The following is a 17,417-nucleotide window of genomic DNA, read 5'->3' as shown; positions in this document are numbered from 1 at the left end:
AACGAGGCGAGGTCGACCGGCTTTTCTTCATCCGTCGGCAGCGGCGAAAGGGGGTCGCCTTCCGGCGACAGCGGATTCCACTGTCCGCTTTTGATGTCGCTTGACTTGCGCCTTGCATTGTCGATGCGCCGGCCGTCGGGCGTGGCATAGAGGCCCTCGCCATAGACGCTCATCGAGGAGGCGACGACGATCCGTTCGACCGGATGCTTGATCAGCGCTTCAAGCAATGTCGCCGTGCCGAGATCGTTGGTGCCGACATAGCGCGCGATCTCGTACATTGATTGTCCGACGCCGACTTCCGATGCCAGATGAATGACGGCGTCGACGCCTTCCAGCGCCTCGGCAACGGCTTCGCGGTCGCGAATGTCGCCCTTGATCAGTTCGGCACCTGCGGGAAGCGCGACCGCTTCACCCGCATGCACCTGCTCCAGCAGGGCGTCGAGAATGCGAACTGAATAATCCTGAGCGATGAGTTCTTGTGTGACGTGGCGGCCGATGAAGCCGCAGCCTCCTGTAACCAATATGCGTTTCACGACGACTCCTCGGACAAGTGACCTCGGCGCCCCGAACTTTTCGGCAAAAGGTTTGTTCCCTGTGCTTCAACAAAGTTCCCTTCGCGGGCTTCGCCTGAAAGCAAGCGCAACACCATCGGCCCGCGATGCGGGAACATTGCCGCCGGTATGCTGTTAGGGCGCTCGACAGCCGCCGTGACGCCGAAAGGCGAAGCCGATGATCAAGGGAGATTTCAATGTCGCAGTCCCAGACGACCACCAATCACGACGAAATTCGCAAATGGGCCGAGGAGCGGCAGGGCCGGCCGGCGGTGGTCCGCACCAAGGGCGAGGGCGGCATCCTGCGGATCGACTTTGGCGAGCCCGAGGAAGCATTCGACCCCATCGATTGGGACGAGTTCTTCCGGATATTCGACGAGAACGATCTGGCCTTCCTTTATCAGGCCAAGACCAGCGACGGAAAATCCAGCCGTTTCAACAAATTCGTCGAGCGCGATCGCAAAGGTTAAGAAGGCCTGGCGGCCGATGCAGCGGGCCCCAGAAAATCTCGAAAGTCGCTGGAACAATCGACTGCCCTATTGCTTCGGGCGCTGATCCAGAAAGGTGATCCAGCAGCCCCCAAGGGAAGCGCTTTGGCCTCGGCCCAGGAGAATTCAATGCATCAGCTTTGCGCCGCGGGCTTTGGCCACTTCTCGCATGACGTCGTTGAGCCAGTTTTCGGTGGACTGGCCAAGCTGCCGGTGGTCGACGTCCCGGATCGCTTGCTCGAGTGTCCTCTCGACCAGCCGGTCCGATGCGTTGACGTCTCCCAGCAGAAGACGCGCCGCGAGGCGCAGTTTGGGCAAAAGGGTGAAAACGTCGTCTGGCGGGGAGGGCACGGAGATGTCCGCTTGTTCGGACGCCTGCGGCGGAAAAAGGGCATTGAACACAGCCTTGCTGCCCGAGGATTTCCGCAAATTGCTGGCGTAACGGAGATGCTCGGGGATGGCGATGTCGTTGTCGCCGCTGAAGAATACGAAGGGGATACCGCGGCGCATCAACTTGTCGGCGATCGGAAACACACGTCGGCCGTTGAGATTGACGTCCAGGATTGCAGCTTCGGCTTGATCGGTATGTTCAGACGCCTGCTCGACGGTAGCGGCGGGCCCGAGAATGATAGCACCCATGTTGCTGAAAAACCTCGCAAGATCTCCAGCCATCGACCATTCGTCTTCGACAATCAGAAGATGCAACCCCCGCAGATCGCGCACGTCGTCATCCTTTCTTCGAACGGAGTTTAGGATGCAAAGAAGGCACTTCCACTTTCCTGTCATCCAGCGCCGCTTGCAACCGTTTCGCAAGCACCAGCATGCGATCCGGGATGGGCCCATCGAGACCTTCGATTAATTCAGGCGCCCCCGGCACCATTGGCGCCAGGAGTTTCAGGCCAGCAGAGCGTTTTGTCATTGAACCACCATGGATATCGGGTTCAACGTCATCCTTGCTGACTTGTTCCATCCTCCCTGCGCGCTATATGGTTGTGTCCTGTCCGATCCGACGTTGAGAGGCTTCATGTCGGTCGGGCGAAAGGGGGACAAGCCGTGACAGCCCGATCAATCAAGTTCCCCATCGTCGGCATCGGTGCGTCCGCTGGTGGCATTCCCGCAATGGAAGGGCTTTTCAAGGGCATCACCGACCGGCCCGGCATGGCGTTCGTGATCATCACGCACCTCAGTCCCAAGCGCAACAGCCTGCTGCACGAGGTCATCGACCGCTACACCGCCATGCCTGTCGTGGTGGTCGAGGACGGCGTGGCCGTTGAACCCGACCACGTCTATGTGATGCCGGAAAACGTCACTCTGGTCATCGAGAATGGCGTGCTGCACCTGCGGCGCCCCAATGGGCTTACCCAAGAGCGCAAACCTGTCGATATCTTCTTCAGCGCACTGGCCGACGACCAGGGCGAATACTCGGTCGGCGTGATTCTGTCGGGCGGTGATTCCGATGGCACCCTGGGCGTCAAGGCGATCAAGGAGCGGGGCGGGCTCACCGTCGCGCAAGCGCCGGACGGCTATGGTCCGCGCAATCCCGACATGCCGCAGAGCGCCATTGCCAGCGGCCTGATCGATGTTGCCGTGCCCGCCGAGGAGATTGGGGCGAAGCTCGAGGCTTACGCCAGGGGCTTCGACACGCTGGACGGGCTGACGAACGAAGAGGACGACCATGCGGCCGACATAGATAAGGTCCGCGAACAGATATACGGCATTTTGCGCAGCCACTCCGGCCACGACTTTTCAGGCTATAAAACCAAGACATTCCTGCGCCGCATCAAGCGGCGCATGCAGATCGCCCAGATGCAGTCCATCAACGGCTATATCGACTGGCTGAAGAAGGACCCTCGCGAGGTGATGAACCTGTTTCGCGATCTGCTGATCAATGTCACCAACTTCTTCCGCGATCCCGATGCCTTCGAATTGCTGGAACAAAAGATTATCCCGCGGCTGTTCGAGGGCAAGACCGCGACCGATACGGTCAGGGTCTGGGTTCCGGGCTGCGCCACCGGCGAGGAGGTGTTCTCCATCGGCATCCTGCTGCGTGAACACATGGAAACGCTTTCAGCGGTTCCGCGCGTCCAGATATTCGCCACCGACATAGACGAGCCGGCCCTGGCCGTGGCGCGCGCCGCACGCTATCCCGAGGCCTTGATGCAGGGTCTTTCCCCGGAGCGCAAACAGCGGTTTTTCAACGGCGATGGCGAAAGCTACGTCATCAGCAACGAGATCCGGGAACTGTGCATCTTCTCGCCGCACAGCGTCATCCGCGATCCGCCCTTCTCGCGCATGGATCTGGTTTCGTGCCGCAATCTGCTGATCTATTTCGGCCCAGCCATTCAAAGTCGCGTTCTTCCTGTCTTCCACTATTCGCTGAAGCCGGGTGGCTATCTTTTCCTCGGCACGTCCGAAAGCGTTGGGCAGCACGAAAATCTGTTCGCCACCGTCGACAAGAAGCATCGCCTCTTCCAAGCACGGGAGCATGCCTCGCCACATATCAGGCTGCCGGCGCTGATCGGGGATGTCCATTCCGGCGTCTTTCCCGCCGAAACCGCCGGCTTGAAGAAGGGCACGGTCGGCTATCCGCTGCGCCAGGCTGTCGAGGCGCAGGTGCTGGAGCGGTTCGCGCCGCCGCATGTCCTCGTCAACGCCGAAGGCGACGTCGTCTACTATTCGGCGAGGACCGGAAGATACCTCGAAGCGCCGCAAGGCATCCCCAGCCGGCAGTTGCTGACGATGGCGCGCCGCGGGCTTCGCCTGGACCTGCGCGCCGCATTGAGGGAGGCGACGACGACACGCCGCACTGTTGTGCGGGACAATCTCGCCGTCGAGGAAGACGACGAACGCGTCCAACCGATCAGGCTGACCATCGAACCCCTGGCCGAGAGGGGCAATGGTGAGCCGCTTTACCTTGTCCTCTTCGAGCCGTCGGGCCCGACCCAGGCCCGATCCGATGAGGCCGGGGGCGGCCGTGACAGCGACAGCACCGCCGATCTTGAGCGGGAACTGCGCGACACAAGAGAGCGCCTTCAATCCACCATAGAGGAATACGAGACGGCCCTCGAAGAGGTGAAATCGTCGAACGAGGAACTCGTCTCCGTCAACGAAGAGGCGCAATCCACCAACGAGGAACTTGAAGCGTCCAAGGAAGAGATGCAGTCGCTCAACGAAGAGCTCAACACGATCAACGCGGAGTTGACCAGCAAGATAGAAGAGCTCGATCACGCCAACAGCGATCTGCGCAATCTGTTCGAAAGCACCGACATCGCGACCATTTTTCTCGACCGCAGTCTTGTGGTGCGGACCTTCACGCCGGCGGCCTCGTCCTTCTTCAGTCTGCGCCCCTCCGACGTCGGCCGACCGCTGACGGATCTGTCGAGCCAACTCGATTATCCCGAGTTGAAGCAGCACATCGACAAGGTGTTCGAGACAGGCGAGACCCTGAACCACCATCTTGCGCGCGATTCCAGGGGCCTGTTTCACATGGTCCGCATCAATCCCTATCGGGACAAGGGCAACAGGATACAGGGCGTCGTGGTGACACTGGTCGACGTCACCACCCTGGCGCGGGCGGAAGAGCATCAGCAGGTGCTCATCTCGGAGCTCAACCATCGCGTCAAGAACATGCTGGCGGTGATCGCCAGCATCGCCAACCGGACGCGGGACAGTTCGGATACGAAAGAAGAGTTCGCGGAGGCCTTGATCGGCCGGCTGCATGCCATGTCCCGGGCCTACGGATTGCTGACCCGCGAGAGGTGGAAAGAAGCTTCGGTCAAGGAACTGCTCCACCAGGAACTCGAGCCGTTCGGCATCGAACGGATCGAACTCGATGGCGACGATGTTAGACTCGGCCCGCAACAGGGGCTTTCCCTCAGTATGGCCATCCATGAACTGGCAACCAACGCGGCCAAGTATGGCGCCCTGTCCAAGCCTCGAGGCAGGATTGGTGTCAGATGGGCGATGGACGGCGATAATTTCACGCTTGGCTGGCGCGAAAAGGACGGCCCTCCGGTCAAGGAGCCGTTGAACAACGGCTTTGGCCTGAACCTGTTGAAGGGGGAAATCGGCTACAGGCTCGGGGGCCAGGTCGACACCTCCTTCCACAAGGAAGGTCTTGAGGTCCAGATCGCTTTTTCGGCAAACCACAAGGACGCGCCGTGAGCGACAGACCGCGCGTTCTGGTGGTTGAGGACGAGTGGCTGATCGCGGAGGACGTCGCGTCTGATCTGCGTGCGGCGGGCTATCCCGTGGTCGGGCCTGTTTCGTCCGTTGCCGCAGCACTTCGGCTGGTCGAGGCCGATAAGGTCGACATGGCGTTGCTGGACGTTCAACTGAACGCCGAAACGAGCCTGCCGATCGCGGAGATATTGCTGGCCCGCGGCACTCCTTTCGCGTTCGTCACGGGATATGGGCGGGGCGATCTTCCCGCCCGGTTCCGAAACTGCAAATTCGTGGCAAAACCCGCAAGCGAAGCGGCCATTCTCACTGTCGTGGCTGAACTGGCGTCGCTTCACGCCAACAAACCCTCATGATCTAAAGAGCCAGCCCGTCGCGATCAATCCAGCGGCTTGTCGGTGGGCCGGAGCGTGGTGCTCGCCTGGCGCGGCCGACCGGCATTTCGGTTGGCGACCGGATTGTCCAATGGAACGCTTGACGGGCGCGACGCGCCCGCGGTCTTTGGCGTCAACGGTTTTGCACCGGCATCCGTGTCGCTGGCATCCCTCCCTGGGTGCGGCAGGCCCTCGGCGTTCGGTGAATGGACGGCGGGTTTCGAGGCAGAATCTTCCTTGGCCATGATGGTTCCTTTCCTGCACGAAACGATCTCAATCATCGGCACGATTGAAAGTTCCGCGACCGCGACGGCGCCGACGCCAAAGGGGAGGGCACGAGCGAAGACGAAACGGTTCTCGTGCCGATGAACGGCTCACCCATGCGGCCGCATGACCACCTTGATGCAGCCGTCCTGCTTGTCGCGAAACGTCTTGTAGAGATCGGGCCCGGCTTCAAGGCCGGCCCTGTGCGTGATCACGAAGGACGGGTCGATCTCGCCGGTCTGGACCTTGGCCAAAAGCGGTTCGAGATACCGTTGCGTGTGGGTCTGGCCCATACGGAACGTCAGGCCTTTGTTCATCGCGGCGCCAAAGGGGATATGATCGACGAGGCCGATATACACGCCGGGGATCGAAATGGTGCCGCCCTTGCGGCAACAGTAGATTGCTTCGCGCAGCACATGTGGCCTGTCGGTGCCGAGGAAGGAAGCCGCCTTGACCTTGTCGAGCATGGAGTCGGCACTGGCACCGGCATCGGCTTCGGTGCCCACGCAATCGATGCAGCGATCCGGCCCTCGGCCATCGGTCATCGCCATCAGGGCGTCGTAGACATTTGAGTTACTGAAATCGAGTGTCTCGGCCTTGCCATGTTCGCGAGCCATGGCCAGTCGTTCCGGAACCTTGTCGATCGCGATGATGCGACCGGCGCCGAGCATCCATGCGCTCTGGATGGCGAACTGGCCGACCGGACCGCAGCCCCAGATCGCGACCGTGTCGCCGGGCTCGATGCCGGCGTTTTCCGCTGCCATGTAGCCGGTCGGAAAGATGTCGGAAAGAAACAGCACCTGCTCGTCATCCATGCCTTCCGGCACCTTGATCGGGCCGACATCGGCGAATGGTACGCGCAGATATTCGGCCTGGCCGCCCCAATAGCCGCCAACCAGATGCGAATAGCCGAACAGGCCGGCCGGCGATTGTCCCATCACCTCGGCCGCTTGCTTGGCGTTGGGATTGGACCGGTCGCAGAGCGAGAACAGCCCCTTCTGGCAAAACCAGCACTCGCCGCACGAAATGTTGAACGGCACCACGATGCGGTCGCCCTTCTTGAACTTGGAATGACCGCGGCCGACCTCCACGACCTCTCCCATGGTCTCGTGTCCAAGCACGTCGCCCGATTCCATGGTCGGCATGTAGCCGTCCATCAGATGCAGGTCCGAGCCGCAAATGGCGCAGCAAGTGACCTTGATGATGACGTCACGGTCATCCTCGATGGCCGGATCCTGCACCTGATCGCAGCGTATATCGCCTTTGCCGTGCCATGTGAGGGCTTTCATCCTGTTGCTCCTGCGTTGACTATTTTGAGGTATCGGCAAATGCAGCTTTCATTCAGCCGAAGTGGGCGCCACCGACGATTACCTTGCGATACTCGCAAAGGGTCTGCGTCCGCAGACAGGAAGAGATCAGTCCCTGGACGCTGAACCCGGCTCGGCCATTTTGCGGTGCTGTTCGGCCAGCGTACCTGCCGGAGTGATATGCGCGGCGGCGACCTGCAGCTTGTTCTTCCAGCCGCTGATCACTTGTTCCTCTCCCGCCATCATCGCCTCATAACCGGTTCTGGCGACATCTGCCGGATCGTCCTTCTCGTCGGTGCCGACCTTGGTATCCATCATTTCGGCGCGTTCGAAGAACCGCGTCTGCGTCGCCCCGGGCATCAGCACCGTGACTGTGACGCCGGTGTCCCGCATCTCATGGCGCAGCGCGATCGAGAAGGAATCAATGAACGCCTTGGTGCCGTTGTAGACGGCCTGGAAAGTGCCGGGCATGAAGCCGGCAATCGATCCGGTGAACAGAATTCGGCCACGGCCGCGGCGTGCCATCCTGGCGCCGAGCTCATGCGCAAGGGAGACCGTGCCGGTGATGTTGGTGTCGATGACCCGGCGAACCTTCTGCCAGTCCTGGTCGAGAAAGCCGTCGCCGAGGCCGCGTCCGGCGTTCAGGAACAGAAGGTCGATGTCGCGATCGCCGACCCGCGCAATGAGTTGATCGACGCCTTCGACGGATGCCAGATCTGCCTCGACGGCTTCAACGGTCACATCATGCGAAGCCAGAGCCTCGGCCGCCTGTTGGACCGCGGGCTCGTCGGCGGCTATGACCAGGTTATAGCCGTCCTTGGCGCATAGTTTGGCAAGTTCCCTCCCGATGCCGCTCGATGCGCCCGTCACCACGGCCAGCTTTGCGTTGGTCATCATGTCCTCCGAAGTTCGTTCCGGCCGAACCAGCGGGGTCCCTGATTGTTCCGCGTGGACCGGATCGAATGCCGGGCTGCCGAAGGGCCATGCCAGTCGACCCCCTTGGCGCGTTCAGGCACGAACAACGCGAAGATGACGAAGTGGAACAACTGAGGCCGATCCAGGTTCGGTGTCGTGCGGCGTCGTCGCTCCCCTTGTTTGGCGCCGCGCGATCGGGTTCCCCTCAGCCTGATCAGCCCGCGCGCTCCCCGGCCGGGAGGCGCGGGCTTTCTCATGAGCTTGGCGGTCGTGTTTCGAGTTCAGCTGGGAACAACCCACACACTCGGCAGTTCGGCGCGCAGGAGAAACGAAAATGCAATATGCCGATGAAATCGCGCTCAGGCGCGTGAAGATGCTGGTCGAACAATATGTATCCGCCAGAAGCAGGAGATATGACTTCGTCTCGACCGAGTTGGCGTGCAAGGCCATTCGTCAGCTGGTTCGCAGCCCCATCGACGATAGCGAGCTGGATCATTTGCTGGCTAAAAGTGCCGTCAAACAAGGGCTTTCCATCCGGTTCGATCGAATAGGTCCCTTGCAGGTTGCTTCACCCCAACTCATCCAGGAAAAGTCAGTATGAAAGCGATGTGGTTGATTTGGTCGGCATCGGCGTTGCTCGCCCTGGCGGCGTGCAACAACAATGCCGACCCCGTCAAATCCAAGACGGATACGATGAACAGCCAGCCGGCCGACAAGAATCCAACAACGGATACCAATCCGACACCGCAGTCCAGTACCGGCGGGGACCAGCAAGGCACGCAGCCGACGCAGCCGGCGTTACCGAAGCCATCTGGAAGTTAGGGTTGGTGCCGTTGCTTGTCCGGGTAGTGACACCGGCGAGAATCGTGAGGCGCGCATGAGTTGCAAAGTGACGCCGCGTCTGGTTTCGATATGATCGCAACAGCAAGGGCGCACGTCGCTGGCGCGACCCGGCCGAGCTCGATCCCGTTGCGTTGCTTCGCGGCTGCGGTGACGGCCGGCGCCCGGCCTCGGTGCCACCTGGCTGTGGAACTATTTTCGTCAGTGGCTGTTCGGCAGGCGAAGGGAGCCGCAGGATGGAACGACGCAACGCACTACTCTCGCTGGTGATAGCCGCTGTCATCATCGTCGGTTTCCTGATCGGCTTTCTCTACGTCGATGTGGGGTGGCGCACCTCGCCCCTGAAACGAGCGCCTGAGCAGAACCAGGGCGGCAACGCTCCGGCGGACACCTCACCGGCTGCAGGGGTCAAGAAAGATCCCAAGGAGAATACCGAGATGCCGGGGCAGCAGTGATTCACGGCTAGCCAACAGCCGCAACTTGGGCACCGACGGCGCCGTCTTTCATATCATTTCAGCTCAACGCGTTGTCTGTCATCCCACCGTACTGTTTCTGATGTTCCTTCTGCTCCTGGTCTGGTTGGTTGCTGGTTTTCCCGGTCTGGCTCTGCCATCGCGCTTCGCATAGCTTGCGTGCTTCTCGGAACATCTCCGCAGGACTGACCATTATCGGCATGGAGAGCAAAGCTATGGAGCTTGGTGATGGGTATCCTTTCCGATCTGGACAAGAAGCTGACGGACAACATGTATGAACATGGCAGTGAGCTCACCGACGCGGTAGCGGACCTGCCGCGGCCGGTCGTTGAAACCGTCGACCGGCTGATGCTTTTCATTCAGCCCGAAGCGCGCGAGACAGTGAGAAATCAGGTTCTCGGCCTGGTCCACGAATACCGGATCGAGAACCCTGCAGATCCAACAGAGCAGGGGTGAATTAGCCGTTCTGGTCGATCGCGTGGGGCGCGGGCTGGCTGCCGCTATCGTTGCTCGTTCTATGGCTGCCGAGCCACAACCAAGCCGCAATGATGACGGCTGCCACGATGGCTATCCAGACTATGAGACGAGGCATTGCCGAATCCTCTGTGCAGCAGTCCATCACGTCGATGATCAGGACGGGTCGCCACCTTCCCGTGTTCCAATCCCACAATCGATGCTTTGTTCCGCTTGAATTGGGTCTCGTGGCCGGCGGGCCTCTGTCGTTGGTCCTTATGTCTCGCGGTCGGCGCCTGTCCGAGCGGTGGCGTTTGATTGACGGGCACACCGGGCGCTCTAGATCAATTCACGCCGACCGTGACTTCCATCGGCTCGGGAGACCATTCTCGTGGCGCACCAAACGCCGGCTTTGACCTTTAGTGGCCCTTATCCGAGGCTGAGTTGTATGCGCGTGCTGTTGCTCACGGGCGTCTTGGCGGGATGCTCGTCCTCCGACCAGATCGAGCAGCAATCAAAAACGGCGGCCTCCGCGGCACAGACCGTATCGGTAATGCTCGATGCCTGGATGGATGGGGCGGCGCCGTTCGCATACACAGCCGGCACGCTGCGGTCGACCGGCAAGACTCTGGCCGACGCCGAGGCACAAATCCGATCGGCCGGAACGGCTGAACCCGCCGAGCAATCTGCTTTGGCGGCAGCGATCAAGAATCTGTCAGCCGCGGTGGCTCGCGCCGACGCGGGATTGCAGGCGGACAATCGAGCGGAGGTCCAAAACGCAAAGCAGGATCTTCGACGGGGCTCGCGCACGCTGGCCACCGCCTATGCCAGATATTTCGCGCCGAAGCCATGAAGAAGCTCGTGGAGATATCGCTTGGCGTGGTTACCAGCGTTGGCGGCTTCCTTGAAGTCGGATCGATGGCAACGGCGGCCCAAGCGGGCGCAACCTTCGGCTTCCAGTTGATCTGGGCCGTGGTCCTCGGCACCATCTGCATCATCTTTCTGGTGGAAATGGCCGGCCGGTTCGCCGCGGTGAGCCATCACACGATCTGCGACGGCATCCGCGAGAGATTTGGTTTCAACGTCTTTGTGTGGCCGTTGCTTGCCACCTTGCTGCTCAGTCTCATGGTGCTCTCCGCCGAGATCGGCGGCGTTGCCATCGCACTCGAACTTGCCACGGGCATAGGCTTCCAGTGGTGGGCTCTGCCGGTGGCTTTTCTGGCATGGCTGCTGCTCTGGAAAGGCACGTTCGGTTTCATCGAGAAAGGTGTGTCGATGCTCGGCTTGGTGACGTTGTGTTTCGTCGTCGCGGCCGTGATGCTGAAACCCGATTGGACGGCGGTCGCGGCTGGCGCAGTGCCTTCGCTGCCAACCCACGACACCGCCAATTACTGGTTCATGGCGGTCAGCATTCTCGGCGCCTCGATATCGCCCTACCTGTTCATGTTCTATTCCTCGGGGGCTATCGAGGACCAGTGGGACAAGAGCTACCTCGGCGCCAACCGGGCCATAGCGGGACTGGGGATGACCTTCGGCGGCACCATTTCGATCGGCGTGTTGATCGTGGCCGCTCTCGTGCTGGCGACGCACGGCATCAACCAGGTCGACGACTATCACCAAATGCCGTTGATGCTGATCCCGGTATTCGGCTTCTGGGGTTTCATCCTGTTCGTAGCCTCGCTCGCCATTGCCTGCTTCGGCGCTGCACTCGAAGTCGCGCTGCAGCAGGCTTACCTCGTGGCGCAAGGTTTCGGCTGGACCTGGGGCGAGGACCGCAAGCCGCGCGAGAATCCAGGCTTCAGCGCCGTGTATACGGTATCGTTGTTGCTTGCGGCCATCCCGATCATGCTTGGTGTCGATCCGTTGAGGCTCACCATATTTTCCATGGCGCTGACGGCGGCCAGCCTGCCGTTGACGGTGGTTCCATTCCTGTTTCTGCTGAACGACGAACGCTACGTCGGCGAGCATCGCAACGGCATTCTCTCGAATGCCGCGGTCATCTTCATCATCGCGCTCGGCTTTGTGCTGGCCGTGGTGACGATCCCGCTGCAGATATTCGGAGGCACATGATGGAGTTGCTGCGTGATCTCCTGGACAAGCAGGTGGTCGACCGCCGCCAGGTCAAAATCGGCAAGGTCGATGGGCTGGTGGCCGAATTGCGGCAGGGCAAGCCCCCAAGGATCGTCGCGATCGAACTCGGCTCCATCACTTTGGCGCGTCGCCTTGGCACGTGGCCGGGGCGATGGATGGCGCAACTCGCGGCAAAGCTGGGTGGCAAGCGCCATGGCGAGCCGCATCGGATCGCCTGGCACAAGGTGAAGGATATCGGCGTCGACATCGAGTTCGATATCGATGTGCGTCGCACGACGATCTTCGCCTGGCAGGACTGGTTGCGCGATCATGTCATCGGACGCATTCCGGGAGCTTGATGATGACCGTCGTCAATCTTGAACATCTGGCTGGGCGACGCGTGCTTTCGCAGCGGGGCAAGAGCATCGGCTACATCGAGGAAATCCGCGCCGAACCGGATGGCGACGATTTTGTCGTTACTGAATTCCATGTCGGCGTCTACGCCGCTTTCGAGCGTCTTTCGACCTCGGCCATAGGCGTGGCGGTGCTCGATCTCTTTCGGCTGCGCCGCCGCGATGGCCTATACCGCATCCCTTGGGACAAGCTCGACATTTCTAACCCGGCGCGGCCGCGGCTGCTGTGTCCGATGACCGAACTTTCGGGCATGAAGAGCGCACCCGATCTTCGCGAATAGGCCGTCGCCGCGCTTTCTCGCAGACGTCTTCACCGAAGCATGCTCGCCGCCAGAAAAACCGCGGCCGCTACCAAAACGACGGCTGCAACGACCAACAGCGGCCAGTTGCTGCGAGGTCGTAGTTCCGGCTCGCCTTCGACCGGCCGCATCGCATTGGCGAAGCTGGCGTCATTTTCGAATTTCGGCCGGCGGGAACGTGGCGGCTCCGTAGGGATCGGATTTTGTGTGTCCGCCGCCTCGGCATCGGTCTCCATCGGAGCAACGGCAGGATCGAAGCCCGGCGTTTTGTCCTGCGTCTCTCCCCCCTGGATCTCGCCTCTGGCAGAGGCCGGTGTAGGAATTGACATCTTGGCACTGACCTCTCTCGTTCGAACCAGGCTCTGCCAAATCCGCAGCGGTGGTGCGCATAGCGCCAACGACTAGATTTGATCGCCGAGCAGAATCCTGGCGTCCTTGGCCGCAACAATGAACGCCTGTCGTGCAACCCTTGGAGGCTTTTCGCCACGCATCACCGCAAGGCAGGCCCTGATCGCGGCAAGACGCCTTTCCGACGTCGGCTTTGGCCAGTCCCGCAGCAGCACTTCGGCGGCATCGGACACAGAGACCACAACCCTGTCGCGGTCTATGCGGCCAGGTTGAATAACGATCGGTTTTCTGAAATGGCCTGTACGCACCCGCCCCTCCAAGACCTTCGCCTGTTGCTCCACGGAGCCTTCCGCGGACGGCCTCTAACGCCGCGACAGTCGATTTGTTCCAGTGCACCTGGCGTTTGGAATTTGGAATAACGACGCTTGAGCCGCTCGTCTCCACCCATGGTTTTCTGGCGCTGCCGGGTCTAGCGGCATGGGGCCTGGAGAGCGGAACAAAGCGCATCTTGGCTTGTTAGGACGCAGCCAAATTCGCTCACCGACAAGGACAAAGCCGATGAAAACACGACACCTTCTCGCATCCCTCGCGGTTGCTTCCACGGTTCTCGCAATGCCTGCCTTCGCGGCCGACAGCGCCCAGGATTTTGTCGACAAGGCTGCCGTCGGCGGCAAGTTCGAAGTGGACTCGAGTCAGATTGCCTTGGGCAAGGCCCAGGACCAGCGCATCAAGGATTTTGCCCAGATGATGATCCGGGACCACGGCGCCGCCAACACCAAGCTGCAAGCGGTCGCCGGCGAACAAAAACTGAAGGTGCCCTCAGCGCTCGACGCTCAGCATCAGGGCGATCTGGATAAGCTCAAGAACGCGCAGGGGCCGATTGATCCGGCCTATGTCGACGCGCAGCGCAAGGCGCATGACGAAGCCGTCAAGCTGTTCGAGGATTATGCCAGCGGGGGTGACAACGCCGCGCTCAAGACTTTTGCCCAGCAAACGGTCGGCACACTGAAGATGCACCAGCAGGCGATCGAAAAGATCGCCGCCGGGCAAGATTCCGTTACGGGAGCGACAACGCCGGCGGTGAAGACCGACAATACTCCCAACGCCGCCGCCCTCGTTCCTGGTGCAAACAGCTTCACCGAAGCCCAGGCCAAGAGCCGTATCGAGAACGCCGGATATTCGAACGTGTCGAAGCTGACCAAGGACGATCAGGGCATCTGGCGCGGCCAGGCGGCCAAGGGAGGCGAAAACCTCAACGTTGGCGTCGACTACCAGGGCAACGTGGTTGCCGCAAGCAAGTGAGCGTGGATCAGGAGAAATCACATGAAAACCGTAACTGGACTGTTCGACAATTATGACGACGCGGCCGATGCGGTCGGCGAGCTTGAGGCGACGGGAGTCCCGCATTCCAACATCAGCATCGTCGCCAACAACTCGGATGACTGGTACGACGCAAATCGTTCCGAGGCCGCTGAAGACGCTGGCAGCGGTGCCGGAATCGGAGCCGTGATCGGCGGCGCCGGGGGGTTGCTCACGGGACTTGGCGTCATGGCCATCCCGGGTGTTGGCCCGGTGGTCGCGGCCGGATGGCTCGCCGCCACCGCCGCCGGTGCGGTTGCCGGTGCCGTGGCCGGTGGAGCGGCCGGCGGCATCATTGGCGCTCTGACGGAATCGGGCGTGCCCGAGCGCGATGCGCACGTCTATGCGGAAGGTGTACGCCGCGGCGGTACCTTGGTGACGGCCAAGGTGGAGGACGAACTCGTGCCGAATGCCGAGCAGATTTTGGGGCAATCCCGATCGGTGGACCTGGCCGAACGCCGCAGATCGTACGAGGCCGACGGCTGGACCGGCTTCGATGCCAATGCAGGCGAATACGTGCCGGGCGAGATCGATCGCGACGGCGGACGCGCAATCAATCGACCCTGAAAGCGGCTCACGTTCCTTTGACTGGCACGCAGCGACGAGGTTCGCGGAAATCGATCTTGCCGCGCTATGCTGGGGCGCTTTGCGGCGTTTAAGCACCATCGAATCCATCTCGAGGGCATCGGGCTGGGTTCGATCGCGTTTGAAGCCATGTTCCCAGCGGAATCACCGCCGCTCAGAACAGATCGCTCCATGACGAAACGGACCCCGCCCGCAAGGCGGAACCATGGAGGGGTCGACGTTGTTGTCCCAGCGGCCGACTTGTCGGTTGGCGGCTAGGAGCCATCATTGATGACCACCGATCGATCACGCGAAGACGTCCTGGTTTCGCTCCCGTTGATCAATGCAAAGGCGGCGCCGACGCTTAAGCACGCCGGGGCGGAGGTGTTCTACATGGAAGCCGTCCGCGAGCTCACCGCCACGGACATTCCCTTTCTGGTCGCTGGAACCTATGCGGTAAGCGCCTATACCGGCGTCACTCGCCAGACCAAGGATCTCGATATCTTCTGCAAGGCCGGTGACTACGCGCGGATCCTCGCCCATTTCAAGGAGCTTGGATATGCCGTCGAAATCGTGGACGACCGGTGGCTTGGCAAGGTGTTCAAGGGCAGGCATTTCTTCGACGTCATCTTCGGATCGGCCAACGGCATGATGCCTGTTGGCGATCGATGGCTGGAGCACGCCAGACAGACCGAGTTGCTGGGCAGCCGCGTACGGATCATCGGCCCGACCGAACTCATCTGGTCCAAATGCTTCATCCAAGACAGGGGCCGGCACGATGGCGCCGATATCGCCCACACGATCCTCAAGGCACACGACCAGATAGATTGGCACCGGCTGCTTTCCTATCTGGAGGTTCATTGGGAGGTCCTGCTGATGCAGCTCATCAACTTCAGATGGATTTACCCAAGCGAGCGCGATCACATCCCGGCATGGCTCCTCGATGAACTCCTCGACCGCCTCGCCAAGCAACGGCAATTGCCGTCCCCCAGGATGAAGATCTGCCGCGGGCGGCTGCTGTCGCAAACCGACTACGAGATCGATGTCAAGGAATGGGGCTTCGCCGGCGTCGGCGGCGTGGGAGATTTTCGTGATGCCTGACCGCCTGGAGAACGTCGCGCCGAAGGATAACGCAGGGACGCTCAGAGTTGCTGCCATGGGGGATTTGCATGTCAGGGAAGATCCCCGAACCTCGTATCGCGATCTCTTCGGCGAGATATCGAGGGAAGCCGAGATTCTCGTCCTGACGGGAGATCTCACCAATCTCGGCAAGCCTCGTGAGGCGGAGATGCTCGCCGAGGACCTGCGCAACTGCTCGATCCCCGTGGTGGCGGTGCTCGGCAACCACGACTACGAATCCGGCGCGGTGGACGACGTCGCAAACATCCTACGCCAGGCGCATGTTCACCTTCTCGATGGCCATGCGGTCGAAATCGAGGAGGTCGGCTTCGTCGGCGTGAAAGGGTTCGTCGGTGGCTTCGGATCGCGCATGCTCGGCTCCTTCGGCGAACCCGCGATCAAGGCGATGGTCTCGGAAAGTGTCAACGAGGCAATGCGCCTCGAAAACGCGATGCGCCAGGTACGGGCGAAGCGGACGCTCGTGGTCCTCCACTACGCGCCGATCGCTGAGACCGTCGAGGGAGAACCGCTGGAGATATTTCCGTTTCTTGGCTCTTCACGCCTTGCCGAGACGATCGATCGGTTCAAGGTCAGCGCCGTTGTGCACGGTCACGCGCATCGCGGCTCCTATGAAGGCCAAACGCCCGGCGGCGCCAAGGTTTACAACGTCGCCATGCACGTGGCCAAACCGAACGGCCGCCCCTATGCCCTGCTGGAACTCTGACGCCACGGCATCGTGCGAGCATTCAGTTGGAACGCTCTGCCAGGAAGTGGCGGCGCGATAGTGCGAGCTGATCACGGTTGTTTGCCCGCGACATTATTTTTGGAGTTCGTCGCCAGCGGCGAATTCGTCAAACCTCCGTCTTGTCGAAGCCCTGCCGGGCGATAATTTCTTCAGAAGGCGTGGGTACTTCTCCCTCTCAGACAGGAGCCGACCATGAAACATCAGACACTCGACCAGCTCCAAACCGTCGCCAGGATTGAGCCGCTGGCGCCGTTTTCGGTAATGACACGTAATGAACGCATCGCGCGTTGGGCTGAACTTCTCGAGCAAAATCCCGAACGATGCCTCGGTGCGCTAACCGGCACGGAACATTTGCGTCCTGAAGCACGGGCCATCGCACGTGGGGAAGGATCGGCACTCGCGGTTGCCTTCGAAGACCCGATCTTGCGTGCATCGGGGCTGGGGGACGACACATACGGCGAGGCAAAGCGCTTCTTCGAATTGAGCGACTGGCAACTCCACGACATTGTCTGTGATTGCCACGTCGGTGCCACCATGAAAGCCCGATGGGCCGCAGCTCGGGTCCGTGCAACGATCAGCGGGAACAGGCTCTTTGCGTTCCTGAGGCGGTGCTTGATGCGGTGAGACCAAGGGGAGGTCGTTGCATGTCAGCGACG

General features: G+C 61.1%; 23 protein-coding genes. 16 read left to right on the top strand and 7 right to left on the bottom strand.

What is annotated here, in order from left to right; translation table 11 throughout:
* A partial coding sequence (locus FJ954_RS13540) for an NAD(P)-dependent oxidoreductase (RefSeq protein ID WP_140661628.1) occupies positions 1-533 on the bottom strand: 533 nt, incomplete at its 3' end.
* Positions 534-748: 215 nt separating this feature from the next.
* On the opposite strand from FJ954_RS13540, the gene FJ954_RS13535 reads away from it, so the two are divergent.
* Positions 749-1,021: a hypothetical protein gene (locus FJ954_RS13535; protein WP_015319143.1), complete on the top strand. Its 273-nt coding sequence runs from the start codon at positions 749-751 to the stop codon at positions 1,019-1,021.
* Between the two features lie 144 nt (positions 1,022-1,165).
* Here the strand turns inward: FJ954_RS13535 and FJ954_RS13530 are convergent, their stop codons facing one another.
* Both FJ954_RS13530 and FJ954_RS13525 read right to left on the bottom strand, forming a co-directional pair.
* Positions 1,166-1,762: a response regulator gene (locus FJ954_RS13530; RefSeq protein ID WP_015319142.1), complete on the bottom strand. Its 597-nt coding sequence runs from the start codon at positions 1,760-1,762 to the stop codon at positions 1,166-1,168.
* A 4-nt stretch (positions 1,763-1,766) separates the two neighbouring features.
* On the bottom strand, positions 1,767-2,009 hold the full coding sequence (locus tag FJ954_RS13525) for a hypothetical protein (RefSeq protein WP_140617534.1): 243 nt from the start codon (positions 2,007-2,009) through the stop codon (positions 1,767-1,769).
* A gap of 83 nt (positions 2,010-2,092) precedes the next feature.
* Between FJ954_RS13525 and FJ954_RS13520 the strand changes: the two genes are divergently transcribed.
* Both FJ954_RS13520 and FJ954_RS13515 read left to right on the top strand, forming a co-directional pair.
* Positions 2,093-5,203 (top strand): CheR family methyltransferase, encoded by a 3,111-nt coding sequence (locus FJ954_RS13520; protein ID WP_140661627.1) that lies wholly within the window; start codon positions 2,093-2,095, stop codon positions 5,201-5,203.
* 20 nt (positions 5,204-5,223) lie between these two features.
* Complete coding sequence (locus tag FJ954_RS13515; protein ID WP_246681067.1) at positions 5,224-5,574, top strand: response regulator; 351 nt, start codon at positions 5,224-5,226, stop codon at positions 5,572-5,574.
* Between the two features lie 392 nt (positions 5,575-5,966).
* Here FJ954_RS13515 and FJ954_RS13510 read toward each other — a convergent pair whose 3' ends face one another.
* Positions 5,967-7,145: a zinc-dependent alcohol dehydrogenase gene (locus tag FJ954_RS13510; RefSeq protein ID WP_140661625.1), complete on the bottom strand. Its 1,179-nt coding sequence runs from the start codon at positions 7,143-7,145 to the stop codon at positions 5,967-5,969.
* Between the two features lie 126 nt (positions 7,146-7,271).
* Positions 7,272-8,057 carry an SDR family NAD(P)-dependent oxidoreductase gene (locus FJ954_RS13505; RefSeq protein WP_140661624.1) on the bottom strand — a complete coding sequence of 262 codons (786 nt, stop codon included), beginning with the start codon at positions 8,055-8,057 and terminating at the stop codon, positions 7,272-7,274.
* A gap of 355 nt (positions 8,058-8,412) precedes the next feature.
* Here FJ954_RS13505 and FJ954_RS13500 point away from each other — a divergent pair, with 355 nt between their 5' ends.
* From FJ954_RS13500 to FJ954_RS13465, 8 genes are all read left to right on the top strand, one after another.
* Positions 8,413-8,679, top strand: a complete 267-nt coding sequence (locus FJ954_RS13500) for a hypothetical protein (protein WP_140661623.1) — start codon at positions 8,413-8,415, stop codon at positions 8,677-8,679.
* On the top strand, positions 8,676-8,900 hold the full coding sequence (locus FJ954_RS13495) for a hypothetical protein (protein ID WP_140661622.1): 225 nt from the start codon (positions 8,676-8,678) through the stop codon (positions 8,898-8,900). The genes FJ954_RS13500 and FJ954_RS13495 overlap by 4 nt, the downstream gene beginning before the upstream one ends.
* Positions 8,901-9,154: 254 nt before the next feature.
* Positions 9,155-9,373 (top strand): hypothetical protein, encoded by a 219-nt coding sequence (locus FJ954_RS13490; RefSeq protein WP_015319134.1) that lies wholly within the window; start codon positions 9,155-9,157, stop codon positions 9,371-9,373.
* A 246-nt stretch (positions 9,374-9,619) separates the two neighbouring features.
* The gene (locus FJ954_RS13485) at positions 9,620-9,847 is read left to right on the top strand and encodes a hypothetical protein (protein WP_181177812.1); all 228 of its coding nucleotides are present in this window, start codon (positions 9,620-9,622) and stop codon (positions 9,845-9,847) included.
* A gap of 445 nt (positions 9,848-10,292) precedes the next feature.
* Positions 10,293-10,697: a hypothetical protein gene (locus FJ954_RS13480; RefSeq protein ID WP_140661620.1), complete on the top strand. Its 405-nt coding sequence runs from the start codon at positions 10,293-10,295 to the stop codon at positions 10,695-10,697.
* Complete coding sequence (locus tag FJ954_RS13475; protein ID WP_140661619.1) at positions 10,694-11,914, top strand: divalent metal cation transporter; 1,221 nt, start codon at positions 10,694-10,696, stop codon at positions 11,912-11,914. The genes FJ954_RS13480 and FJ954_RS13475 overlap by 4 nt, the downstream gene beginning before the upstream one ends.
* Entirely contained in the window at positions 11,914-12,273 is a 360-nt protein-coding gene (locus FJ954_RS13470; RefSeq protein WP_015319130.1) for a hypothetical protein, read from the top strand. Before FJ954_RS13475 ends, FJ954_RS13470 begins: the two co-directional genes overlap by 1 nt.
* A gap of 2 nt (positions 12,274-12,275) precedes the next feature.
* Complete coding sequence (locus tag FJ954_RS13465) at positions 12,276-12,608, top strand: hypothetical protein (protein ID WP_140661618.1); 333 nt, start codon at positions 12,276-12,278, stop codon at positions 12,606-12,608.
* Between the two features lie 29 nt (positions 12,609-12,637).
* Here the strand turns inward: FJ954_RS13465 and FJ954_RS13460 are convergent, their stop codons facing one another.
* Together FJ954_RS13460 and FJ954_RS13455 are read right to left on the bottom strand one after the other, a co-directional pair.
* A complete protein-coding gene (locus FJ954_RS13460; protein ID WP_015319128.1) occupies positions 12,638-12,955 on the bottom strand; it encodes a hypothetical protein in 318 nt (105 codons plus the stop codon).
* Between the two features lie 72 nt (positions 12,956-13,027).
* Positions 13,028-13,315 (bottom strand): DUF982 domain-containing protein, encoded by a 288-nt coding sequence (locus FJ954_RS13455; protein WP_224595357.1) that lies wholly within the window; start codon positions 13,313-13,315, stop codon positions 13,028-13,030.
* A gap of 217 nt (positions 13,316-13,532) precedes the next feature.
* On the opposite strand from FJ954_RS13455, the gene FJ954_RS13450 reads away from it, so the two are divergent.
* From FJ954_RS13450 to FJ954_RS13430, 5 genes are all read left to right on the top strand, one after another.
* Positions 13,533-14,276 carry a DUF4142 domain-containing protein gene (locus tag FJ954_RS13450; protein WP_015319126.1) on the top strand — a complete coding sequence of 248 codons (744 nt, stop codon included), beginning with the start codon at positions 13,533-13,535 and terminating at the stop codon, positions 14,274-14,276.
* 21 nt (positions 14,277-14,297) lie between these two features.
* The gene (locus FJ954_RS13445; protein WP_015319125.1) at positions 14,298-14,900 is read left to right on the top strand and encodes a general stress protein; all 603 of its coding nucleotides are present in this window, start codon (positions 14,298-14,300) and stop codon (positions 14,898-14,900) included.
* Between the two features lie 288 nt (positions 14,901-15,188).
* Positions 15,189-15,998, top strand: a complete 810-nt coding sequence (locus FJ954_RS13440) for a hypothetical protein (protein ID WP_015319124.1) — start codon at positions 15,189-15,191, stop codon at positions 15,996-15,998.
* The gene (locus FJ954_RS13435) at positions 15,991-16,740 is read left to right on the top strand and encodes a metallophosphoesterase (protein ID WP_140617525.1); all 750 of its coding nucleotides are present in this window, start codon (positions 15,991-15,993) and stop codon (positions 16,738-16,740) included. Before FJ954_RS13440 ends, FJ954_RS13435 begins: the two co-directional genes overlap by 8 nt.
* A 213-nt stretch (positions 16,741-16,953) precedes the next feature.
* Positions 16,954-17,385: a hypothetical protein gene (locus FJ954_RS13430; protein ID WP_023771244.1), complete on the top strand. Its 432-nt coding sequence runs from the start codon at positions 16,954-16,956 to the stop codon at positions 17,383-17,385.
* Positions 17,386-17,417: the final 32 nt, after the last annotated feature.

Origin of the sequence: Mesorhizobium sp. B2-3-15 (assembly GCF_006442875.1) — a bacterium.
In the GTDB taxonomy this organism is placed as follows: Bacteria; Pseudomonadota; Alphaproteobacteria; order Rhizobiales; family Rhizobiaceae; genus Mesorhizobium; species Mesorhizobium australicum.
Note: the sequence above shows the minus strand (reverse complement) of the source record. Positions and strands in the feature narration are given on the sequence as shown.